General features: G+C 63.6%; 18 protein-coding genes and 1 pseudogene. 9 read left to right on the top strand and 10 right to left on the bottom strand.

Features of this window, described 5'->3' with window-relative positions; all coding sequences use genetic code 11:
- Positions 1–81: 81 nt before the first annotated feature.
- Both AC0NIH_RS02670 and AC0NIH_RS02665 read left to right on the top strand, forming a co-directional pair.
- A pseudogene (locus AC0NIH_RS02670) lies at positions 82–195 on the top strand (amino acid ABC transporter permease); the annotation flags it as partial.
- A 236-nt stretch (positions 196–431) separates the two neighbouring features.
- On the top strand, positions 432–866 hold the full coding sequence (locus tag AC0NIH_RS02665; RefSeq protein ID WP_013891815.1) for an FKBP-type peptidyl-prolyl cis-trans isomerase: 435 nt from the start codon (positions 432–434) through the stop codon (positions 864–866).
- Positions 867–932: 66 nt separating this feature from the next.
- On the opposite strand, the gene AC0NIH_RS02660 is transcribed toward AC0NIH_RS02665, so the two are convergent.
- Complete coding sequence (locus tag AC0NIH_RS02660; protein WP_473467153.1) at positions 933–2,336, bottom strand: MATE family efflux transporter; 1,404 nt, start codon at positions 2,334–2,336, stop codon at positions 933–935.
- Positions 2,337–2,588: 252 nt separating this feature from the next.
- Between AC0NIH_RS02660 and AC0NIH_RS02655 the strand changes: the two genes are divergently transcribed.
- The 6 genes from AC0NIH_RS02655 (at position 2,589) to AC0NIH_RS02630 (ending at position 8,990) form a co-directional block, all read left to right on the top strand.
- On the top strand, positions 2,589–3,506 hold the full coding sequence (locus tag AC0NIH_RS02655; RefSeq protein WP_473467156.1) for an AraC family transcriptional regulator: 918 nt from the start codon (positions 2,589–2,591) through the stop codon (positions 3,504–3,506).
- Between the two features lie 229 nt (positions 3,507–3,735).
- Positions 3,736–5,007, top strand: a complete 1,272-nt coding sequence (locus AC0NIH_RS02650; protein ID WP_473467159.1) for an ABC transporter substrate-binding protein — start codon at positions 3,736–3,738, stop codon at positions 5,005–5,007.
- Positions 5,008–5,156: 149 nt separating this feature from the next.
- Positions 5,157–6,023 carry a carbohydrate ABC transporter permease gene (locus AC0NIH_RS02645; RefSeq protein WP_287277446.1) on the top strand — a complete coding sequence of 289 codons (867 nt, stop codon included), beginning with the start codon at positions 5,157–5,159 and terminating at the stop codon, positions 6,021–6,023.
- Positions 6,020–6,832: a carbohydrate ABC transporter permease gene (locus AC0NIH_RS02640; RefSeq protein WP_023765510.1), complete on the top strand. Its 813-nt coding sequence runs from the start codon at positions 6,020–6,022 to the stop codon at positions 6,830–6,832. Before AC0NIH_RS02645 ends, AC0NIH_RS02640 begins: the two co-directional genes overlap by 4 nt.
- A 15-nt stretch (positions 6,833–6,847) precedes the next feature.
- Positions 6,848–7,894 carry an NAD(P)-dependent alcohol dehydrogenase gene (locus AC0NIH_RS02635; protein WP_473467161.1) on the top strand — a complete coding sequence of 349 codons (1,047 nt, stop codon included), beginning with the start codon at positions 6,848–6,850 and terminating at the stop codon, positions 7,892–7,894.
- 7 nt (positions 7,895–7,901) lie between these two features.
- Positions 7,902–8,990 (top strand): ABC transporter ATP-binding protein, encoded by a 1,089-nt coding sequence (locus AC0NIH_RS02630; protein WP_473467163.1) that lies wholly within the window; start codon positions 7,902–7,904, stop codon positions 8,988–8,990.
- An 8-nt stretch (positions 8,991–8,998) separates the two neighbouring features.
- On the opposite strand, the gene AC0NIH_RS02625 is transcribed toward AC0NIH_RS02630, so the two are convergent.
- The 9 genes from AC0NIH_RS02625 to gcvA all read right to left on the bottom strand — a co-directional run bounded on the left by AC0NIH_RS02625 (position 8,999) and on the right by gcvA (position 19,118).
- On the bottom strand, positions 8,999–10,585 hold the full coding sequence (locus AC0NIH_RS02625; protein WP_473467165.1) for an FGGY-family carbohydrate kinase: 1,587 nt from the start codon (positions 10,583–10,585) through the stop codon (positions 8,999–9,001).
- Positions 10,582–11,265, bottom strand: a complete 684-nt coding sequence (locus tag AC0NIH_RS02620; protein ID WP_013891806.1) for an HAD family hydrolase — start codon at positions 11,263–11,265, stop codon at positions 10,582–10,584. The genes AC0NIH_RS02625 and AC0NIH_RS02620 overlap by 4 nt, the downstream gene beginning before the upstream one ends.
- 15 nt (positions 11,266–11,280) lie before the next feature.
- Entirely contained in the window at positions 11,281–12,759 is a 1,479-nt protein-coding gene (locus tag AC0NIH_RS02615) for a mannitol dehydrogenase family protein (protein WP_473467166.1), read from the bottom strand.
- Positions 12,760–12,925: 166 nt separating this feature from the next.
- Positions 12,926–13,696 (bottom strand): L-iditol 2-dehydrogenase, encoded by a 771-nt coding sequence (locus AC0NIH_RS02610; protein WP_473467168.1) that lies wholly within the window; start codon positions 13,694–13,696, stop codon positions 12,926–12,928.
- A complete protein-coding gene (locus tag AC0NIH_RS02605; RefSeq protein ID WP_023765515.1) occupies positions 13,693–14,697 on the bottom strand; it encodes an ABC transporter ATP-binding protein in 1,005 nt (334 codons plus the stop codon). Before AC0NIH_RS02605 ends, AC0NIH_RS02610 begins: the two co-directional genes overlap by 4 nt.
- A 71-nt stretch (positions 14,698–14,768) precedes the next feature.
- Positions 14,769–15,593, bottom strand: a complete 825-nt coding sequence (locus AC0NIH_RS02600; protein WP_013891802.1) for a carbohydrate ABC transporter permease — start codon at positions 15,591–15,593, stop codon at positions 14,769–14,771.
- Between the two features lie 11 nt (positions 15,594–15,604).
- Positions 15,605–16,477, bottom strand: coding sequence for a carbohydrate ABC transporter permease (locus AC0NIH_RS02595; protein WP_224689655.1), 873 nt, complete (start codon positions 16,475–16,477; stop codon positions 15,605–15,607).
- Between the two features lie 139 nt (positions 16,478–16,616).
- Entirely contained in the window at positions 16,617–17,927 is a 1,311-nt protein-coding gene (locus AC0NIH_RS02590) for an ABC transporter substrate-binding protein (RefSeq protein ID WP_224689654.1), read from the bottom strand.
- 285 nt (positions 17,928–18,212) lie between these two features.
- Positions 18,213–19,118, bottom strand: coding sequence for a transcriptional regulator GcvA (gene gcvA / locus AC0NIH_RS02585; protein WP_023765517.1), 906 nt, complete (start codon positions 19,116–19,118; stop codon positions 18,213–18,215).
- A gap of 110 nt (positions 19,119–19,228) precedes the next feature.
- Between gcvA and AC0NIH_RS02580 the strand changes: the two genes are divergently transcribed.
- Positions 19,229–19,414: a hypothetical protein gene (locus tag AC0NIH_RS02580; RefSeq protein ID WP_023765518.1), complete on the top strand. Its 186-nt coding sequence runs from the start codon at positions 19,229–19,231 to the stop codon at positions 19,412–19,414.
- Positions 19,415–19,446: the final 32 nt, after the last annotated feature.

Genomic DNA, 19,446 nt, shown 5'->3' with positions numbered 1-19,446 from the left:
CCGACCGTCGATTCCCCTGCGCCGTCGAGGGGTTTGCGGAAATCTGGACTGGGCCGACTGAGGGGGGGCATGACCGCCTACGCGATCTTCGAACCGTTCAAGGTCTACGGCCTGGTTGCGCTGATCTTCTTCGTCATGTGCTTTCCACTGACGCAGTATGCCCGCCGCCTGGAGAAGCGCGCGTCGGCGCACTGAGCCGCGAGGACGTTGTATTGACCCGGCATCGACGGCGACTACGGCGACTACATCGAGCGATTTTCGGTGGTGAAGGCGGCACATGGGGAAGCCGGTTGGCAGCTCCAGCGCTTTACATCTGGGGCCAGGCACCTAGTTTTAGAGTCTCGCGCCGTGCACCTCAGTGCGTGGATGATCGAAAACGGGACCGCGACCTCTGGCCGGTCCCCTCAAAAGCTCCCAAAAGGATGACTGCCATGACACAGGCCAAGAATGGCGACACCGTGCGCATCAATTATACTGGACGTCTGGCCGACGGCACTCAATTCGACGCTTCCGGCGGCGAACCGTTGCAATTCACCCTGGGTGAAGGGCAGGTGATCGCCGGTCTCGAAACCCATGTCGAGGGCATGGAGGTCGGCGCGAAAAGCACCGTCACCGTTCCCGCCGAAGCCGCCTATGGCCCCCACCGCCCCGAAGCTGTCATGACCATCGACCGCGCCCGCGTGCCGGATAACATCAACGTCGATATCGGTACTCGATTGCAGGTCAGAACCAGCGAAGGGCGCCCCATGCCGGTGACGGTCGTCGGCGTGAACGACGCCAGCGTCAAGCTGGATGGCAATCATCCGTTGGCCGGAAAGGATCTGGTGTTCGACGTTGAACTGGTCGAGATCGTCCAGGCGGCGTAGTTCCGGCGTCAACGGGATGAATCCCGGCTGAAAGTTCGGTGGCGGGCAACCGGCGACGGTCTGATCTCAATGCCTGAACACCAGCGGCGGTGCGATCCTGTCGCGCCGCAGCCAGCGCGCCAGAAGCAGGGCCGCCACCACGGCCAGTCCCGAAGATAGGCCGATCCAGATGCCGACCCCGTGGAAGCCGAAATGGAAGGCGAGCAGCACGCCGAGCGGCAGGCCGACGCCCCAATAGCCGATCGCTGCATAGATCATCGGCACCTTGGTGTCGTGCAGGCCGCGCAGCATGCCGGCGGCAACGGCTTGCGCGCCGTCGAACACTTGGAACAGGGCAGCAAATACCAGGAACGACACGGCAAGCGCGATCACCCTGGCATTGGCCGGGTTGGCGAGATCGATGAAGGCGCTGATCAAAAGGTGCGGCCACAGGACCATCACCAAGCCCATCAGCGCCATGAACGAGACGCCGATGACGAAGGCGGTCCAACCGGCGCGCGACACGCCTTCCGGATTGCCGGCGCCATGGGCAAGACCAACGCGCACCGTCACCGCCTGGTTGAGGCCAAGCGGCACCATGAAGGAGATCGAGGCGATCTGGATGGCGATGGCGTGCGCAGCAAGCGAATCCGCGTCGATCAGGCCCATCAGCAGCGCCGCCGCATTGAAGATCGTCACCTCGAAGGCAAGGATGCCGGCGATCGGCAGGCCGAGCCGCAGCAGGCCCTTGAAGCGCGGCCAGTCGGAACGCCAGAAGCGGCCGAACAGGCGATAGCGCCGGAACTTGTTCTCCAGCATCACCACGACAGCCATGCCGGTGAACATCAGCGTCGAGGACAGCGAAGTGGCAAGGCCCGAGCCGGCGATGCCCATCGACGGCACGCCGAGATTGCCGAACATGAACACCCAGTTGAAGAAGGCGTTGCAGGCGACGGCGACGAAGACGATGACCAGCGCCCAGCCCGGCCGCTCCAGCGCCGAGATGAACGAGCGCAGCACGATATAGCCATAGAAGGGCAGCACCGCCCATTCGAGCCAGCGCAGGTAAATGCCAGCCTGATGCGCCAGGGCCGGTTCCTGGCCCATGGCCAAAAGGATGGCCTCGCCATGCCAAAGCACCAGCCAGATCGGGATCGAGATCAGGATCGCCAGCCACAGGCCCTGGCGCACGGTGCGGCGCAGGTCGCGCACCGAATGGCGGCGACGCCCAAGTTCGGTCGCGATCATCGGCGAGGTCGCCAGCATCAGGCCAAGGCCGAAGATCAGCGGCATGAAATAGAGATTGGCGCCAAGCGCGCCGCTGGCCAGCGTGTCCGGCCCCAGACGCCCCATCATCATGACGTCGGTCGCCGTCATCGCGGTCTGGCCCAGATTGGTCAGCACCATCGGCCAGGCGAGCGCCAGCGTCGCCCTGATTTCCTGACGCCAAAGGTTTTCCGGCGCGCGAGCGCCGGCTTCGATCGCAGACATTGTTCCGCTCTTTCCAGATACGGCACGTCGGCATTAAAGCCGGAAGCCGCATATCAAACGGCAAAACCTTCGGTTTCGCGGCGTTTGTGCCAGCTTTTGGACGAAACGCGACATGAAGGCAAGGGAGGAGGGGCGGGAACAGATTGAGCCAGCGCCGTTCCAGGGGTAGCGTTGCCTCGTTCCCTTGCCGGCCACGGGCTGTTACGAATTGCCTCGGAGATAGGCAGCCGGCGAACCCGCCGGGAGGAATGGATGGCGTTCAGACAGCGAAAAAACCCGGTTGCGACGCTGCGCACGGCGCCGGCCTTCGAACATATCGTCACCGAGGCGAGCGACAGTTTCCTGTGGCGGCTGGACGACTATCCGTGGGAGCGCAATGTCTGGAACTTCCATCCGGAATACGAAATCCACCTGCTGCGGAAATCCTCCGGCGTGGTCCTGGTCGGCGATCATATCGGCGAGTTCGGGCCGGGTTACCTGACCATCGTCGGCGGCGGGCTGCCGCACGATTGGGTGACGGCGGTGCAGCCGGGCGAACTGATCGAGGGCCGCGACATCGTCCTGCAGTTCGATGCGCAGAGGCTACGCGGCTCGGCCGGCCTGTTGCCTGAATTGCGCGAACTGGAACCGTTCCTGGAGCGGTCGGCGCGCGGCATGGTCTTTCACGGCCGCACCGCGTTGGAAGGCGCCGCGCTTATGGAGCGGATGGGAACCGTGCATGGGCTCGCCCGCCTCTGCCTGTTCCTCGAACTGGCCGATCTCCTCGCCAGGACCGACGAATACGAACTGCTGTCGTCGCCGGATTTCTCGCCGGTCCTGGATGCCGCCTCGCTGGACATCATCCAGCGCGCGCTGACCTATCTCTTCCAGCATTTCGCCGAGGACCTGAAGCTGCCGGAAGTGGCGGAACTCGCGGGGATGACCGAGAGCACATTCTCGCGCTTCTTCCAGAAGAACACCGGCAACTCCTTCAGCGACCACCTCGCCAAGCTCCGGCTCTGGCAGGCCTGCAAGCTGTTGGCCGACACCGATATTCCGATCACCGACATCTGTTTCCAGGTCGGCTACATGAACATCTCGAACTTCAACCGTGCGTTCATGCGCAAGCACAAGATGACGCCGTCGTCCTATCGCAAGCTGTCGCGGCAGCGGCTGACGATGCGCGCATAAACCGCCATTTCAGGTGCAATCGGTACTCACGTGAATGGTGCCCTGGATGGGTGCCCTTTTTTGCGCTGCACAATGCATAAAAGTACAGGTCTGCTGCAACGGAGCTTCTAGCACGAGCCGCCGCAACTCCGCATTTTGGCGATGGGTGGCATGTCGCTCGGGCGATGGTGAGGATCGCTGAACCGAGGACTTTGCGCTTCCTGCGAAGTGTACCTGGAGGAGAAAGACCATGAAACCAGTTCGGCTCGCTGCCAGCCTTGGCGCAGCTTTTTTGCTTTCCGCTACCGTTTCCACCCTCGCGCTCGCGCAGGCACCTGTCTGCTCGGCGCCGGTCAAGGTGCTGGCCCAGCCACGCGATGGCCTGACCCTTCTGGAGGACTCCAAGGCCGAGTTCGAGAAGCTTGCCGGCGCCGGTTTCCAGATCGACTATCTGAACGAGAACGACCGCCGGGCGAAATCGCGCGCCGATGCGTCCACTGTCGGCAACTACAATGTCTATTATGTCGACGAAGCCAACGTTGCCCTGTTTGCCTCCTCGAAATGGATCGTGCCGCTGACCGACTACTATCCGGCTGACTATGACTACGCCGATTTCGATCCTGGCCGCCAGAAGGTCGCGACCTATGACGGCAAGGTCTGGTTTGCGCCGCTGACCGGTGGCGGCGACCTGATGGTGTACCGCAAGGACGTCCTCGAAGCCGCCGGCATCCAGCCGCCGAAGACGCTGGACGAGCTGATCGCCGATGTGCCGAAGCTGACCAATCCGGACAAGGGCATGTACGGCATCGCGCTGCGCGGCGCACGCGGCTCGGGCGCCAATGTCTGGCGCTGGATGCCGTTCTTCAAGGCCTATGGCGGCCAGTGGTTCGACGGCGACAAGCCGGCGTTCAACTCGGATGCCGCCGTCAAGGCAACCGAGACCTATCTGAAGCTGTTCAAGGATTCGGCGCCCGGCACGCAGACCGGCAGCTGGGATGAATCGACCGGCGCCTTCCTGTCGGGCCAGGTCGCCATCCTCGTCGAATCGACGCCGCTGTCGGGCATGGCGGTCGACCCGAAGACCTCGCAAGTGGTCGGCAAGATCGGCTTCCTGCCGCCGCCATCGCCGCTCACCGGCGGCGGCTATGGCCATGGCCTCGCCATCGCCGCGAAGGCCAATGCCGACGACGCCTCGAAGAAATGCGCCGGCCTGTTCATCGCCTGGGCGACTTCGAAGGAAAACGAGAAGCGCCGGCTCGATGCCCACCAGTTCGGCGAGCTGAACCGCACCAGTGTCCTGTCCAGCAAGGAATTCTCCGATATCTACGGCGCCGATCTCGGACAGGCGCTTGCAGAAACCGGCAAGGTCACGGCGGTCAACTTCTGGCAGGATCCGCGCTGGCCGGATCTCGGCGACCGCTGGGGCATCATCCTCGAGGAACTGGTCACCGGCACCCGCACCGACATCAAGGGCGGCCTCAACGAGCTCGAGGCCTACGCCAACGATCTGGTGAAGAAATAAGCCATCCTCCCCCGCGGCGCACGGTCCACGGCATTCAAGCGGATGTCGGGACCTGTGCGCCGCGGGTTCCCGTCATTGCCGTTCGAGCCAGCCATCGCGAAAAGGTCCAGCCATGCTCGATCGCTCGAGACGCAGCCAGGGATAGACAGATGCCGAGACGCTCTTCCTTGCCGGTCACGTTTGTGGTGCCGACGCTCGTCATTCTCTTGATCCTGTCGATGGTGCCGACGCTTTACGCGATCGTCATCGCCCTGCAGAACCGCGAACTCTCTTCGACAGCCTATTCCTATGTCTGGCTCTCGAATTTCGCCGACCTGTTCGCCGACCGGCGTTTTCTCAACGCTGTCTGGGTGTCGGTGAAATGGGAGTTCGTCACTGTTGTCGCGACGATGGTTGTGGCGATCGGGCTGGGCGTCCTGATGTTCGAGGTCGCCAGCCCACGCCTGCGCAATGTCTACTGCCTGCTGTTCATCATCCCGGTGCTGCTGCCGCGCGTTTCGGCGGCCTTCGTCTGGAAGTTCGCCTATCACCCGCTCTACGGCATCGCCACCTACCCTTATCGCCTGCTGACCGGCGGGCTGATCTTCGACCCACTGTCCAAGCCGGCGACGGCGTTGTTCGCCGTCGCGTCGGTCGATGTCTGGCAATGGGGCCTGTTCTTCGCCGTCATCGTCCTGAAGCTCCTGGAAACGCTGCCGCCGCAGCCGATCGAGGCCGCGCGGCTCGACCATGCCAGGCGCTGGCAGATCCACGCCTATGTGACCTTGCCGATGCTCAAGGCGCCGCTGATCAGCCTGATGTTCGTCAAGATGATCGAGTCGCTGCGCTCCTTCGACCTGATTTATGTGATGACCCGCGGTGGCCCGGGCGTGGCCACCGAAACGCTCGACATGTACGCCTTCTCGCAAGGCTTCATCGAATCCGGCAAGGTGTCCTATGCCTCGGCGATGGCCGTGCTGATGATGATCGCCACCGTCATCACCTTCACCATGCTGTGGAAGCGGGTGCAGGCATGAGGCCGGGTAGGCTCATCGGCAAGGCCGTGCTGGCATTTGCCGGCTTCATGGCTGTGTTTCCGCTGCTGTGGACAGCGCTCAATTCGCTGAAGAACAATGTCGACATCATCACCCGCGTCCCGCGCCTGGTGTTCACGCCGACCCTTGCCAATATCAGCTACATCATCGGCCGCGACAGCGTCATGACCGGTCTCTACAACTCGGTCATCGCCTGCGGGGTCGCGGTGCTGATCGGCGTGGTGCTCGGCCTGCCGGCCGCCTACGCCGTCGCGCGCTATCCCAACCGCTGGGCCGGCGACATCCAGTTCTTCGTGCTGTCGCTGCGCTTCCTGCCGCCGGTGGCGGTCGCTATCCCGCTGATGGTGATCTGGCTTCAGCTCGGGCTTTACGACACGCTGGCGGCGCTGATCGTCACCTATTCGCTGCTCACCATCTCGGTGATCATGTGGCTGGCCATCCCCGCCTTCCAGGCCGTGCCGAAGGAGGTCGAGGAAGCCGCCTTCGTCGATGGCTACGGCGCCTATTCGGTGTTCTGGCGGATCGCACTGCCCGTGGCTGCCCGCTCCCTGGCGGGCGCGGTCGCCTTCAGCTTCGTGCTGGTCTGGAACGAGTTCCTGATCGCGCTGATGCTGTCCAGTTCCAACGCCAAGACCTTGCCGATCGTCGCTTCGGAACTATCCCAGCAAGGCATGAACGTGCCGTGGGGGATCCTCAACGCCTCGGTCGTGCTTTTGTCGCTGCCGCCGCTTTTGTTTCTCGGCGTGCTCAGCGGCTTCCTGAATTCCGTTTTCCGGCAAAAAAAGACTTGAAGCGAGGACGATACGATGCGGGCACTGGTGCTTGAGAAAAAGGGTGAGCTGGCCTTGCGCGAGATCGCGTTGCCGCTCGATGTCGGGCCGGACGACGTCAAGATCGCCATCCACACGGTCGGTGTCTGCGGCAGCGACGTGCATTACTACACCCACGGCGCCATCGGCAGCTATGTCGTGCGCGCGCCGATGGTGCTCGGCCACGAAGCGTCCGGAACGATTATCGAAATCGGCGCCAATGTCAGGACGCTGAAGGTCGGCGACCGCGTCTGCATGGAGCCGGGCGTGCCGAACCTGTCGTCGCGCGCGACAAAGCTCGGCATCTACAATGTAGACCCGGACGTCACCTTCTGGGCGACGCCGCCCGTGCATGGCATTCTCGCCCCTGAAGCCGTCCATCCGGCGGCGTTCACCTACAGGCTGCCGGACAATGTCTCCTTCGCCGAAGGCGCGATGGTCGAACCTTTCGCCATCGGCATGCAGGCCGCCGCCCGCGCACGCATCGTTCCGGGCGACGTCGCCGTCGTCGTCGGCTGCGGGCCGATCGGCATCATGATCGCGCTGGCGGCCCTCGCCGGCGGTTGCTCGAAAGTGCTGATTTCCGACTTCTCCGCTCCCAAGCTCGAAATCGCGGCGCGCTATCCCGGTATCGTTCCGGTCAACATCGGCGAACAGTCGCTGGCCGATGCGGTGGCGGCAGCGACCGACAATTGGGGAGCCGATATCGTCTTCGAGGCCAGCGGCAGCCCAAAGGCGTTCACCAATCTGTTCGACGTCGTGCGCCCCGGCGGCGCGGTGGTCCTGGTCGGCCTGCCGGTGGAGCCTGTGTTGCTCAACGTGCCGGCGGCCATATCGAAGGAAGTACGCATCGAGACGGTGTTCCGCTACGCCAACATCTTCGACCGCGCCTTGCAGCTCATCGCATCGGGCAAGGTCGACCTCAATCCGCTGATCACCGGCACCTATGATTTCTCCGACAGCATCGCGGCGTTCGAGCGGGCGGCGGCGGGCAAGCCGGAAGACGTCAAGCTGCAGATCCTGATTTCGAGCGAGAAGGCCTGACCAGAGCATGTCCGCGATCGTCTGTTCCCATGTCGACAAATCCTACGGCGCCACGTCAGTCATCCGTGACCTGAACCTCGCCATCGAGGATCACGAGTTCGTCGTCTTCCTCGGCCCATCCGGCTGCGGCAAGTCGACCCTGCTCAGGATGCTGGCCGGCCTGGAGGACATCAGCGGCGGCGAGGTCTCGATCGGCGGCAAGGTGGTCAACGACCTCGATCCCGGCGATCGCGGCATCGCCATGGTGTTCCAGAACTACGCGCTCTACCCGCACATGACGATCTTCGACAACATCGCCTTCGGCCTGAAGCGGCAGAAGGTGCCGAAGGCCGAGATACAGCAGCGCGTCGAGGCGGTCTCGAAGACGCTGGGTCTCGACCCCTATCTCGGCCGCAAACCCGCCGAACTGTCCGGCGGCCAACAGCAGCGCGTCGCCATTGCCCGTGCCATGATCAAGACGCCGAAGGTTTTCCTGTTCGACGAGCCGCTGTCCAATCTCGATGCCAAGCTGCGCAACCACATGCGCGTCGAGATCGCCCGGCTGCACCAGTCGTTGAACACGACCACCGTCTACGTCACCCACGACCAACTCGAGGCGATGACGCTCGCCGACCGCATCGTGCTGTTGCGCGACGGCAGGATCGAGCAGATCGGCTCGCCGGCGGAAATCTACGAGCGGCCGGGCAATCTGTTCGTTGCCGGCTTCATCGGAACGCCGAACATGAATTTCATCGATGTGACGGTGGGCCGGAAAGGCAATGGCTGGACGCTGACCAATGGCGCAACGGTCTTCACCGTCGATAGCTCGCGCTTCAAGCTTCAGCATGGCGAGCAGGCGGTGCTTGGGATCAGGCCTCCCGATCTGAGGATCGCGGCCGCCGACCGCTCCGAAAATATCCTGGCGGGAACCGCCGATCTCATCGAATTCCACGGCAATGATGCGCTGGTGACATTCGCTCTCGGCGGCAAGGAAATCAGCGCACTGGTATCAAGCCGCGCCTGTCCCGTTGTCCGCAGCGATGTCCGCTATACGTTCGACGAATCGAACATGCATCTGTTCGATGCCAAATCCGGCCTGTCCTTGCTGGCAGGCTAAGGCGCGTTCTACCGGATCGCGTCGAGCGCCTGCCGCTGCCGGTGCATCTCCAGGAAGATCCGGTAATCGCGATCGAAACGGGCGCCGGCGGCCGGGTTGGCGGCACGCGTCTTGCCCCCTTGCTGCATGGCGAGGCAGGCGGCGTTGAGGTCGGGGAATAGCCCGGCCGCCGTCGCCGCCACCATGCCGGTGCCGAGCAGCACCGCCTCGTCGGCCAGCGGCTCGACCACCGTGCAGCCAGTGGCGTCGGCATAGAGCTCCATCAGGAGCGGGTTCTTGGTGTGGCCGCCGGTGACATGCAGCGTGTCGATCAGATAGCCGTTCTCGTTCAGTGCCTCCAGCACATGGCGCACGCCGAGCGCGATGCCGACGGCCGTGCGCCAGTAAAGCTTGCACAGGCTGTCGAAGGAGGAATCCAGCGTCAGTCCGCTGACCACGCCGACGGCATGTGGGTCGGCGAGCGGCGAGCGGTTGCCGTGAAAGTCCGGCAGCACGTGCAGCCTTGCGGCGAGATTGTCACCTTCGGCGGCGCGCAGTTCGGCGACGCGCCCGGCGATCCTGGCATGCATGGCTGCGTCCGGTTCGCCGCCGGCGCCATGCCAGCGGATGATGTGGTCGAGCAGGGCGCCGGTGGCCGACTGGCCGCCTTCCGACAGCCACAGCTTCGGCAGCGCCGCGCCGTAGTAAGGCCCCCAGACGCCCGCGAAAGGCTGCGGGTCGGGCGACATCGCCATGACGCAGGAGGATGTGCCGGCGATCAGCGCCAGATGCCGGCCGATATTCTGCTTGTCGCCGGCAAAGCCGCCGAGCACGCCAAGCGCGCCGGCATAGGCATCGATGACCCCGGCGCCGACCCGGCATTTTTCGGTGAGACCTAGCTCGTCTGCTGCTTTTGCCGTCAGCGAGCCGATGTAGCCGCCGACGGGGCTCGCCCGCTCGGGCAGATTGCCGTGCTCGAACAGGTCATCGAGGCCGACGAGCGCGAAGAAATCGCGCTGCCAGGCTGTTTCCTCGTGCGCCAGATAGGTCCACTTGGCCGTCAGCGTGCATTGCGATCGGGCCAGGGATCCCGCCGCTTGCCAGGTCAGGAAGTCAGTGAGGTCGAATAGATAGCCGGCTTCATTCCATGTCTTCGGCAGGTTCCGCTTCAGCCACATAAGCTTCGGCGTCGCCATTTCCGGCGACATGACGCCACCGATATAGTTGAGCACCTCGTGGCCGCTCGCTGTGCATTCGTCGGCTTCGGCGATGGCGCGGTGGTCGAGCCAGACGATGGTGTCCCAACGCTTGTCGCCGGTGCTCGAAACGCTGAGCTGACCGCCCTGCCGGTCGCGCACCACCAGCGAACAGGTGGCGTCAAAGGAGATGCCGACAATATCCTCAGCGGCGACGCCAGCCTTTTCGCGCGCCGCACGCACGGCGGTGCAGACGGCCGACCAGATATCGCGCGAATCGTGCTCGGCGTGATCGGCCTTCGGCTGGTTCATGGCGATCGGCCGCTCGGCGCGGCCGAGTAAGCTGCCACCAGTGTCGAGAATGCCCGCGCGGGCGCTCCCGGTGCCGACATCGACCGCGCAAACAAACTGTTTCGTCAAGATGCTCTAACTCTCGCTCCCAGGCCTGCAATCAGATCGGGCAATTGCAGCATGTCAGCGAATATAAAGTCCGGTTCACTCGACGCAAGCCGCGCTTTCAGTGCGGGGTTGCCGGCATGCGAGCCGCCGGTGAAGGCAAACACGCGCATGCCCGCCGCCCGCGCTGCCGCGATGCCCGCCGGACTGTCCTCGATGACCAGGCATTTGCGCGGATGCGCCCGCATGCTGGCGGCGGCATGCAGGAACAGGTCGGGCGCCGGCTTTCCCTTGGCCACCATGGCGGCGCTGAACAGATGCGGCTCCAACAGCCCGAGCAGGCCGGTGACGTCGAGCGCGTAGCGGATGCGCTCCAGCGTGCCGGAGGAGGCGACGCAGAACGGCAGGCCGAGCTTCGGCAGCACCTCACTGATGCCGGGGATCGGCTTCAGCTCTTCACGAAACTTTCGCATCAGGTCGACGCGCATGGCGGTGAGATGCTGGTCACTGATCTCCAGACCGAAGTCGCGGCCGAGGATCTCGCGCACGCTTTTCATGCTCTTGCCCAGAAAATGCTCGTAGGCGGCGTCCTCGCCGACATTGCCGCCGGCCAGTGCGATCATGCCGAGCAGCGCCGAAACGGAGAGCGCCTCGCTGTCGACCAGCACGCCATCGCAGTCGAAGATGACCAATTCAGGCGTCATGGGCGTCGACGGCTCTCAGAGCTTGCCGGCGATGTAGCGTGCCAGCGTGGCGCGCGCGCCATTCGCCCATAGCACGTTGAGCGCATGGGCAAAGGCCTCGACAAACGCCGTCGCGCGGCCGACATCGCCATAGATATCCTCCATGGCAAGCCAGGTGGCGGGCGCGTCCTTTGCCGCCTTGGCCGTTGCCTGCATCCGGTCCCAGCTCGGGTCGTTGGGCTCGATGACGGCGCCGCTGTCCGACGTGCCGAAGCAGTAGCGGCACCATAGCGCCGATTCCAGCGCGAGACCCGCGACGCCCTTTCCGGCCTTCAGCCGGTCGGCGATGGTCGGGATGATGAATTTCGGCTGGCGGTTTGAGCCATCGAGGCAGAGCCTGCGCACCGTGTCGCCGATCTTCGGGTTGGAGAAGCGCTTCTCGATGAGCTGGTAATAGTCTTCCAGCACCGTGTCCGGCACCGGCGGCACGGTCGGAATGATTTCGTCGTGCTCGAGCTTGTCGAGAAAGCCGCGCACCAGCGGCTCTTGCATCGCCTCATGGACGAAATGGATGTCCATCAGCCCGGCCGGATAGGCGATGGTGGCGTGGCCGCCATTGAGGATGCGGATCTTCATCAGCTCGTAGGGCGCGACATCCCTGACGAATTGCACGCCGACCTTTTCCAGCGGCGGACGGCCATCGGTGAAATGGTCTTCCAGCACCCACTGCCGGAACGGCTCGCAGAACACCGGCCAGCCGTCCTCGACGCCAAAGTCCTTGGCCAGGATGTCGCGCTCGCGATCGGTGGTGGCTGGCGTGATGCGATCGACCATGCCGTTCGGGAAGGCGACATGCTCGCTGACCCAGGCCGCCAGATCCTCGTCGATCAGGCGGGCCAGGCCAATGACCCCATCCGACGTGACGTGGCCATTGTGGGGGATGTTGTCGCAGGACATCACGGTGAACGGCACGATGCCGTCGTCGCGGCGGCGCATCAGGCCGGCGAGGATGATGCCGAACACCGTCTTCGGCGTGGCGCCCGGTTGCGCGTCGGCGACGATGTCGGGGTGGGCCGGGTTGAAGACGCCCGATGCCGGGTCGATGAAATAGCCGCCTTCGGTGATGGTCAGCGAAACGATCTTGATCGCCGGGTCGGCCAGCCTCTCGATGATGCCAGCCGCATCGCCCGGCATCAGGAAGTCGATCATGGCGCCGGTGACGCGGGCGCTCATGTGACCTTCATCCTGCTCGACCACCGTGGTCAGCCAGTCCTGCTCTTCCAGCTTGCCGCGTCCGATCTTCTCGCCTTCGAATACGCCGGCGCCGACCAGCGCCCAGTCATGGCCGAGGCCCGCATTGAACAAATCGTCGAGATAGACGGCCTGATGCGAGCGATGGAAATTGCCGACGCCGAAATGCACGATGCCAGCCTTGAGCTTCGAACGGTCGTATTTCGGTCCGGCGACGTTGGCCGGAAGCGTGGCGAGATTGGAGGAAGAGAGTTTCACGGTCATCTGCTTTACCCTTTGGCCGGGATCCGGCCTTCGTTACGCTCCTCTCCCCGTCTTCTACGGGGAGGGCAAAGGCGAGGGCGGCGCATCATCGGATAAAGGCTCGCCTCTCACCGGACTGTCGGCCTCCTCTCCCCGCGGAGGTACGGGAAGAAGAGGCCGTCCCCCCTCAACTCATCCACTGGCCGCCATCGACATTGTAGGTCTGGGCGACGATGTATTCGGCGTCGTCGCTGGCCAGGAACACGGCCATGCCGGCGAGATCCTCCGGTCTGCCCATGCGGCCGTAAGGCACGCCTTCGCCAACCAGTCTCTTCTTCTCACCCTTGGGCCGGTTCTCGTATTTGGCGAACAGCGCATCGACCTGATCCCACATATCGCTGTCGACGACGCCGGGCGCGATGCCGTTGACGTTGATGCGGTGCTTGATCAGGTCGAGCCCCGCCGACTGGGTCAGCGAGATGACGGCGGCCTTGGTGGCGCAATAGACGCCGACAAGGGCCTCGCCGCGCCGCCCGGCCTGGCTCGCCATGTTGATGATCCTGCCGCCCTTGCCACGCGCGATCATCGAGCTGGCCGCAGCCTGCAGCATGAACAGCGTGCCGGCGACATTGACGGAGAACAGTTTCTCGTAGCTTGCCCGCGATATCTCGACGATCGGCGCCAGGTCGAACAAAGCGGCGTTGTTGATCAGGATGTCGAGGCCGCCGGTCCTGGTCTCGACCGCCTTCACCGCTGCGTCGATGGAGGACTGGCCCGTGACATCGAGTTTCACGGCGTAGGCTTTGGCACCGATCTCGGCGGCTGTCTTCTCGGCAGCTTCCAGGTTGATGTCGGCAATCGCCACGATAGCGCCTTCGCGCGCATAGGCTTCGGCGAAGGCCCTGCCGATGCCACGGGCCGAACCCGTGATCAGCGCCGATTTGCCGTTCAACCTCACTGCACCATTGCCTTTCCGTCGGCGCCGAAGCGATGCAGCTTGGCCTTGTCGGGCGTGAGATAGATGGTGTCGCCGTGATGAACCGCCAGCTCGCCGTCGGCGCGCACCGTCAGCGGCCCGACGCCATCGGCCTGGACATGCAGGAACGTGTCCGATCCAAGATGCTCGGCGACACCGACGGTCGCCTTCCATTCGCCCGCCGTGGTCGAGATTTCCATGTGCTCGGGACGGATGCCGACGGTCTTGGCGCCATGTTTGGCCGCAGGCGCGCCTTCGATGAGGTTCATCTTCGGCGAGCCGATGAAGCCGGCGACGAACAGGTTGCGCGGCGTCTTGTAGAGCTCCATCGGCGAGCCGACCTGCTCGATGTTGCCGGCGTTGAGCACCACGATCTTGTCGGCCATGGTCATGGCTTCGACCTGGTCGTGGGTGACATAGATCATCGTGGTCTTGAGCTGATGATGCAGTTCGCTGATCTCCAGCCGCATCGTGCCGCGCAATGCGGCGTCGAGGTTGGACAGCGGTTCGTCGAACAGGAAGGCCGATGGCTGGCGCACGATGGCGCGGCCGATGGCGACGCGCTGGCGCTGGCCGCCCGAGAGCTGGCCCGGCCGGCGCTCGAGATAGTTGGTGAGGTTGAGCACGCGCGCCGCGTCCTTCACCTTCTTGTCGATGGTGGCCTGGTCCTCGCCCGCCATCTTCAGCGGGAAGGCGATGTTCTTGGCCACCGTCATATGCGGGTAGAGCGCGTAGGACTGGAACACCATGGCGAGCTTGCGCTTGGCCGGCGCCTCGCCGGTGACATCACGGCCATCGATGTTGATGGTGCCGCCGCTGGTGTCCTCCAGCCCGGCGATCAGCCGCAGCAGCGTGGACTTGCCGCAACCGGACGGACCGACGAAGACGACGAACTCGCCATTCTCGATGACCAGGTCGAGGCCGGGGATGATGGACGTCGATCCAAAGGATTTGGAGACGTTCTTGAGCGTGATGTTTCCCATGGTTTCCTCCCCGAGGGGTTATTTTCCTGCCGGTTGCTTCAGGCAAATTCCGTTACTTCACCGCACCGCCATTATTTGACGGCGCCAAATGTCAGGCCGCGCACCAGCTGCTTCTGGCTGAACCAGCCCATGATCAGGATCGGCGCGATGGCCAGTGTCGAGGCCGCCGAAAGCTTGGCCCAGAACAGGCCTTGCGGACTGGAGAAGGAACTGATGAACGCGGTCAGCGGAGCAGCGTCCGTGGTGGTCAGCCGGATTGTCCAGAACGCCTCGTTCCAGGCCAGGATGATGTTGAGCAGCATGGTCGAGGCAATGCCGGGCACCGCCATCGGGGTCAGAACATAGACGATCTCGTTCCACAGCGATGCGCCGTCCATGCGTGCCGCTTCCAGGATCTCGCCCGGGATTTCGCGGAAATAGGTGTAGAGCATCCACACCACGATCGGCAGGTTGATCAGCATCAGCATGACCATCAGGCCGATGCGGCTGTCGAGCAGTCCGAGATTGCGGAAGATCAGGTAGATCGGGAACAGCACGGCGACCGCCGGCATCATCTTGGTGGACAGCATCCACATCAGGATGTCCTTGGTCCGCTTGGTCGGCGAGAAAGCCATCGACCATGCCGCCGGAATGGCGACCAGCAAGGCCAGGATGGTCGAACCAACCGAGAGCAGCACCGAATTGAAGAAGAATTTGAAGTAGCCGCTCTGCGCCTGGACCTCGGTATAGCTCTCGAATGTTCCCGACGGGATAAGGTTGAAGCCCTGGATCGCCTCCTGTTCCGATTTGAACGAGGTGATGATCGTATAGAGGATCGGGAAGAAGATCAGCAGTGCGACGATCCAGGCCGCAACGGTCGCGATCGTCTTGTGCTGGGTGGTGACTGAGCGTGCCATCGTATCCTCCCTTACTTGTCCAGGTTCTTGCCGACGGCGCGCATGGCGAAGAAGGCAACGATGTTGGCGAGAATGACGGCGATCACACCGCCTGCGGATGCCTGGCCGATTTTGAATTCCAGCAACGCCTTCTGGTAGACCAGGAAGGGCAGGTTGGTGGAGGCGTATCCCGGGCCGCCATTGGTGGTGACCAGGATCTCGGCATAGACCGACAAAAGGAAGATCGTCTGGATCAGGATGACGACGGTGATGGCGCGCGACATGTGCGGCAGCGTCAGGTAGATGAAGCGGCTGACGAAGCCGGCGCCGTCCATCTCGGCGGCCTCCTTCTGCTCACCGTCGAGCGACTGCAGGGCGGTCAGCAGGATCAGGGTCGCGAAAGGCAGCCATTGCCAGGCGACGATGATGATGATCGCCGTCATCGGATGCTGCCCGAACCAGTCGATCGGCTGCGCCCCGAAGAATCGCGCTATATCGGCGAACACCCCGTATTGCGGATGCATGATCATATTCTTCCACACCAATGCGGCCACCGGCGGCATGACGAAGAACGGCGAGATGACGAGAATGCGCACAATCCCTTGCCCCCACATCGGCTGGTCGATCAGCAGCGCCAAAAGGATGCCGCCGATCACCGTGATCAGCAGCACGCTGATCACCAGGACGAGCGTGTTGAGGATCGACTGCAGGAAGGCTGGATTGGAATAGAACAGCGCGTAGTTGGAGACGCCGACGAACCCGTCGCGGATCGGATTGAGCGGATTGTACTGCTGGAAGGAGAACCACAGCGTGAGCGCCAGTGGGACAACCATCCAGACCAGGAGCAGGACGACAGATGGCGCCATCATGAAACGGGCAAGCGAACGGGTCTGCTGAGTAGCCATGACGGTCACCCTCCAAAGGTCAGCTGGATTTTAGAGTTGCGCCAGAAATTCCAGGATTTTGAAGATGGCCGCCCGAACTGGGACTCGGGCGGCCATTGCCGGTCATGATGCGCGACCGGCATTCGGCACCGGGAGGAGCCTACTTGATATAACCGCCTTCGGTCATTGTCGCCGTGGCGGCGTCCTGGGCCTGCTTCAGGGCATCGTCGACGCTCGACTGGCCGGCGAGAGCCGCCGAGAACAGCTGGCCGACAGTGGTGCCAAGGCCCTGGAATTCAGGGATGGCGACGAACTGCACGCCGACATAGGGCACCGGCTTGACCGTCGGATGCGTCGGGTCGGCCGCGTTGATCGAGTCCAGCGTCATCTTGGCGAACGGAGCCGCCTTCTGGTACTCGGCATTGGCGTAGAGCGAGGTGCGCGTTCCTGGAGGCGCGCTGGCCCAGCCCAGCTTGGAAGCGACGAGCTCCGAGTAATGCTTACTGGTCGCCCAGCCGACGAACTTCTGGGCTGCGTCACCCTTCTGCGTACCGGCCGGAATGGCAAGCGACCATGCCCACAGCCAGTTGCCGCGCTTGCCGAGGCCATTGTCGGGCGCCAGGGCGTAGCCAACCTTGTCGGCCACCTTGGAGCTCTTCGGGTCGGAGACCATGGATGCGGCGACCGTGGCATCGATCCACATGCCGCACTTGCCCTGCTGGAACAGCGCCAGGTTTTCGTTGAAGCCGTTGGAGGACGCCCCCTCGGGGCCGTCGGCCTTCATCAGGTCGACATAGAACTGCAGCGTGTTCTTCCATTCCGGCTGGTCGAACTGTGGCTTCCAGTTCTCGTCGAACCAGCGGGCGCCGAAGGAGTTCGACATGGCGGTCAGGAAGGCCATGTTTTCGCCCCAGCCGGCCTTGCCGCGCAGGCACACGCCGTTCACGCCATTGGCGCGGTCGGTCATCTTGTCGGCGGCCTGCTTGATGAAGTCCCAGGTCGGCGCGTCAGGCATCTTCAGCCCGGCCTTGTCCATCAGGTCCTTGCGGTACATGACGAAGGAGCTCTCGCCGTAGAAGGGCGCGGCATAGAGCTTGCCGTCGACCGAAAGGCCGCCGGCGATGGCCGGCAGGATGTCCTTGGCATCGTAGTCGTCGCCGAGCTTGTCGAGCGGCAACAGCCAACTCTGCTTGGCCCAGATCGGAACCTCGTAGGTGCCGATCGTCATCACGTCGTACTGGCCGCCCTTGGTGGCGATGTCGGTGGTGACGCGCTCGCGCAGCACGTTCTCTTCGAGCGTCACCCAGTTGAGCGTGATGTCGGGGTTCGCCTTGGTGAAGTCGTCGGTCAGCGTCTGCATGCGGACCATATCGGCATTGTTGACGGTGGCGATGGTGATGGATTCGGCGTGCGCAGCGAACGCCAGCGCGCTGGTCGAGCACAAGCCCAGGATGAGCGTACGAAGTTTCATCAAATTCCTCCCATGGACCAAGATGAGCATTTGCCTTGGCTGTGAGCAATTACTCATTAAGTTCCATATTATGTCAAGCCAGATTCGATGCTGCAGCGCAGCACTCGACGACGCTGGCCGGATATGGAGTAGAGGAAAATAGCCGGGCAGGCTGTGGCTGCTGCCTCTCATAATTCAGAGGTCGCGCAGCCCGATCGGATCCGGAGGTCAAAACGACCGGCATTTTGAACGGCATGCATGAAGACGCCTCGCGGAACTTCGCTTCGAAGCGATGTGCCTTGCCAGTCAGCAGGCGATTTCGGCCAGCAGCCAGTCGCGGAAGGCGCGGATCTTCGGCACGTTGCGCCGTGCCTCCGGATAGACCAGCCAATAGGCGTGGCCATCGTCGCCGACGAGGTCGAAGGGCTGGATCAGGCGGCCGTCGGCGAGTTCCGCCTTGAACAGTGCCCGGGTCAGGATCGCCACGCCGTGGCCGGCGATCGCCGCATTGGCCTCATAGGCCTGTGCGCCCATGCTGCTGCCGGGCCGCTTGGCGAGATCGTGCGAGTGCACGCCGGCGGCCTCGAACCATTGCGTCCACCAGACGTCGCCGGGATCGAGGATCGGCAGCCGCAACAGATCCGCCGGTTCCCTGACGCCGCCGATGCTTGCCGCGAGCTTCGGGCTCAGCATCGGCGTGAAATCGGCATCGAGAAGCTTGTAGGCTTCCAGCCCGGGCCACTTGCCGCCGCCCGACCGGATGGCGAGGTCGACATCCTCGCGGGCGAAATCCGTCAGCCGGCTCGACGTTTCGAGCCGCACGGCGAGCGAAGGATGAGCGATCTGGAACGAGCCCAGATGGTGCGCCAGCCAGTTCGAGGCGAAGGTCAGCACGGTGGTGACGCACAGCACGCCATCCGCGCCGCCGCGCGCCGCGGCATAGGCCTGGCCAAGAATGGCGAAGGCCTCGCTGACCGCCGGCGCGAGGCGCTGTCCGGCCTCGGTGAGCGCGATCTGGCGCGGCCGCCGCAGGAAAAGCGGCGCGCCGACCCGTTCCTCCAGCACCTTGATCTGATAGCTGACCGCCGCTTGCGTCATGGCGAGCTCCTCGGCCGCCTTGGTGAAGGAAAGGTGCCGCGCCACCGCTTCGAACACCCGGATCGCCTGCAGAGGCGGGAGCTGCGAAACCTGCCGCGAGCTGAGGTCCGGCATAAAGCCTCCTTATGGGTCCTTATCGACGTTCGATTGGCCAAGGCGGCCGGCAAGACCGACATTCAGCGTCAACCCGTCATGCGGGTCCAGGATAGCGAAGGTTGACGATCATGACCATGGCACAGCAAAAATGCACTCCCGCACCCGATCATCGCTGGATTTCGTGGCTCGCGGACGGATTCGGCTGGTTTTCAGTGAGAAAAAAGGCACATCTCGACATCAGGGACCTGTCGCCGCATCTGCAGCGCGACCTCGGGTTCCTCGACGGCAACGACCCTTTCGGACGGCACGGATAGCATTGCTCTCTTTATCGCAAATCGCTCGCAGC

The sequence above is a fragment of the Mesorhizobium sp. WSM1386 genome (assembly GCF_055901595.1).
Note: the sequence above shows the minus strand (reverse complement) of the source record. Positions and strands in the feature narration are given on the sequence as shown.

Bases quoted from the DNA above. Each gene is read 5' to 3' on its own strand.
- AC0NIH_RS02665 (WP_013891815.1), top strand. From the start codon at position 432: ATGACACAGGCCAAGAATGGCGACACCGTGCGCATCAATTATACTGGA.
- AC0NIH_RS02660 (WP_473467153.1), bottom strand. From the start codon at position 2,336: ATGTCTGCGATCGAAGCCGGCGCTCGCGCGCCGGAAAACCTTTGGCGT.
- AC0NIH_RS02655 (WP_473467156.1), top strand. From the start codon at position 2,589: ATGGCGTTCAGACAGCGAAAAAACCCGGTTGCGACGCTGCGCACGGCG.
- AC0NIH_RS02650 (WP_473467159.1), top strand. From the start codon at position 3,736: ATGAAACCAGTTCGGCTCGCTGCCAGCCTTGGCGCAGCTTTTTTGCTT.
- AC0NIH_RS02645 (WP_287277446.1), top strand. From the start codon at position 5,157: ATGCCGAGACGCTCTTCCTTGCCGGTCACGTTTGTGGTGCCGACGCTC.
- AC0NIH_RS02640 (WP_023765510.1), top strand. From the start codon at position 6,020: ATGAGGCCGGGTAGGCTCATCGGCAAGGCCGTGCTGGCATTTGCCGGC.
- AC0NIH_RS02635 (WP_473467161.1), top strand. From the start codon at position 6,848: ATGCGGGCACTGGTGCTTGAGAAAAAGGGTGAGCTGGCCTTGCGCGAG.
- AC0NIH_RS02630 (WP_473467163.1), top strand. From the start codon at position 7,902: ATGTCCGCGATCGTCTGTTCCCATGTCGACAAATCCTACGGCGCCACG.
- AC0NIH_RS02620 (WP_013891806.1), bottom strand. From the start codon at position 11,265: ATGACGCCTGAATTGGTCATCTTCGACTGCGATGGCGTGCTGGTCGAC.
- AC0NIH_RS02615 (WP_473467166.1), bottom strand. From the start codon at position 12,759: ATGACCGTGAAACTCTCTTCCTCCAATCTCGCCACGCTTCCGGCCAAC.
- AC0NIH_RS02605 (WP_023765515.1), bottom strand. From the start codon at position 14,697: ATGGGAAACATCACGCTCAAGAACGTCTCCAAATCCTTTGGATCGACG.
- AC0NIH_RS02600 (WP_013891802.1), bottom strand. From the start codon at position 15,593: ATGGCACGCTCAGTCACCACCCAGCACAAGACGATCGCGACCGTTGCG.
- AC0NIH_RS02595 (WP_224689655.1), bottom strand. From the start codon at position 16,477: ATGGCTACTCAGCAGACCCGTTCGCTTGCCCGTTTCATGATGGCGCCA.
- AC0NIH_RS02590 (WP_224689654.1), bottom strand. From the start codon at position 17,927: ATGAAACTTCGTACGCTCATCCTGGGCTTGTGCTCGACCAGCGCGCTG.
- gcvA (WP_023765517.1), bottom strand. From the start codon at position 19,118: ATGCCGGACCTCAGCTCGCGGCAGGTTTCGCAGCTCCCGCCTCTGCAG.
- AC0NIH_RS02580 (WP_023765518.1), top strand. From the start codon at position 19,229: ATGACCATGGCACAGCAAAAATGCACTCCCGCACCCGATCATCGCTGG.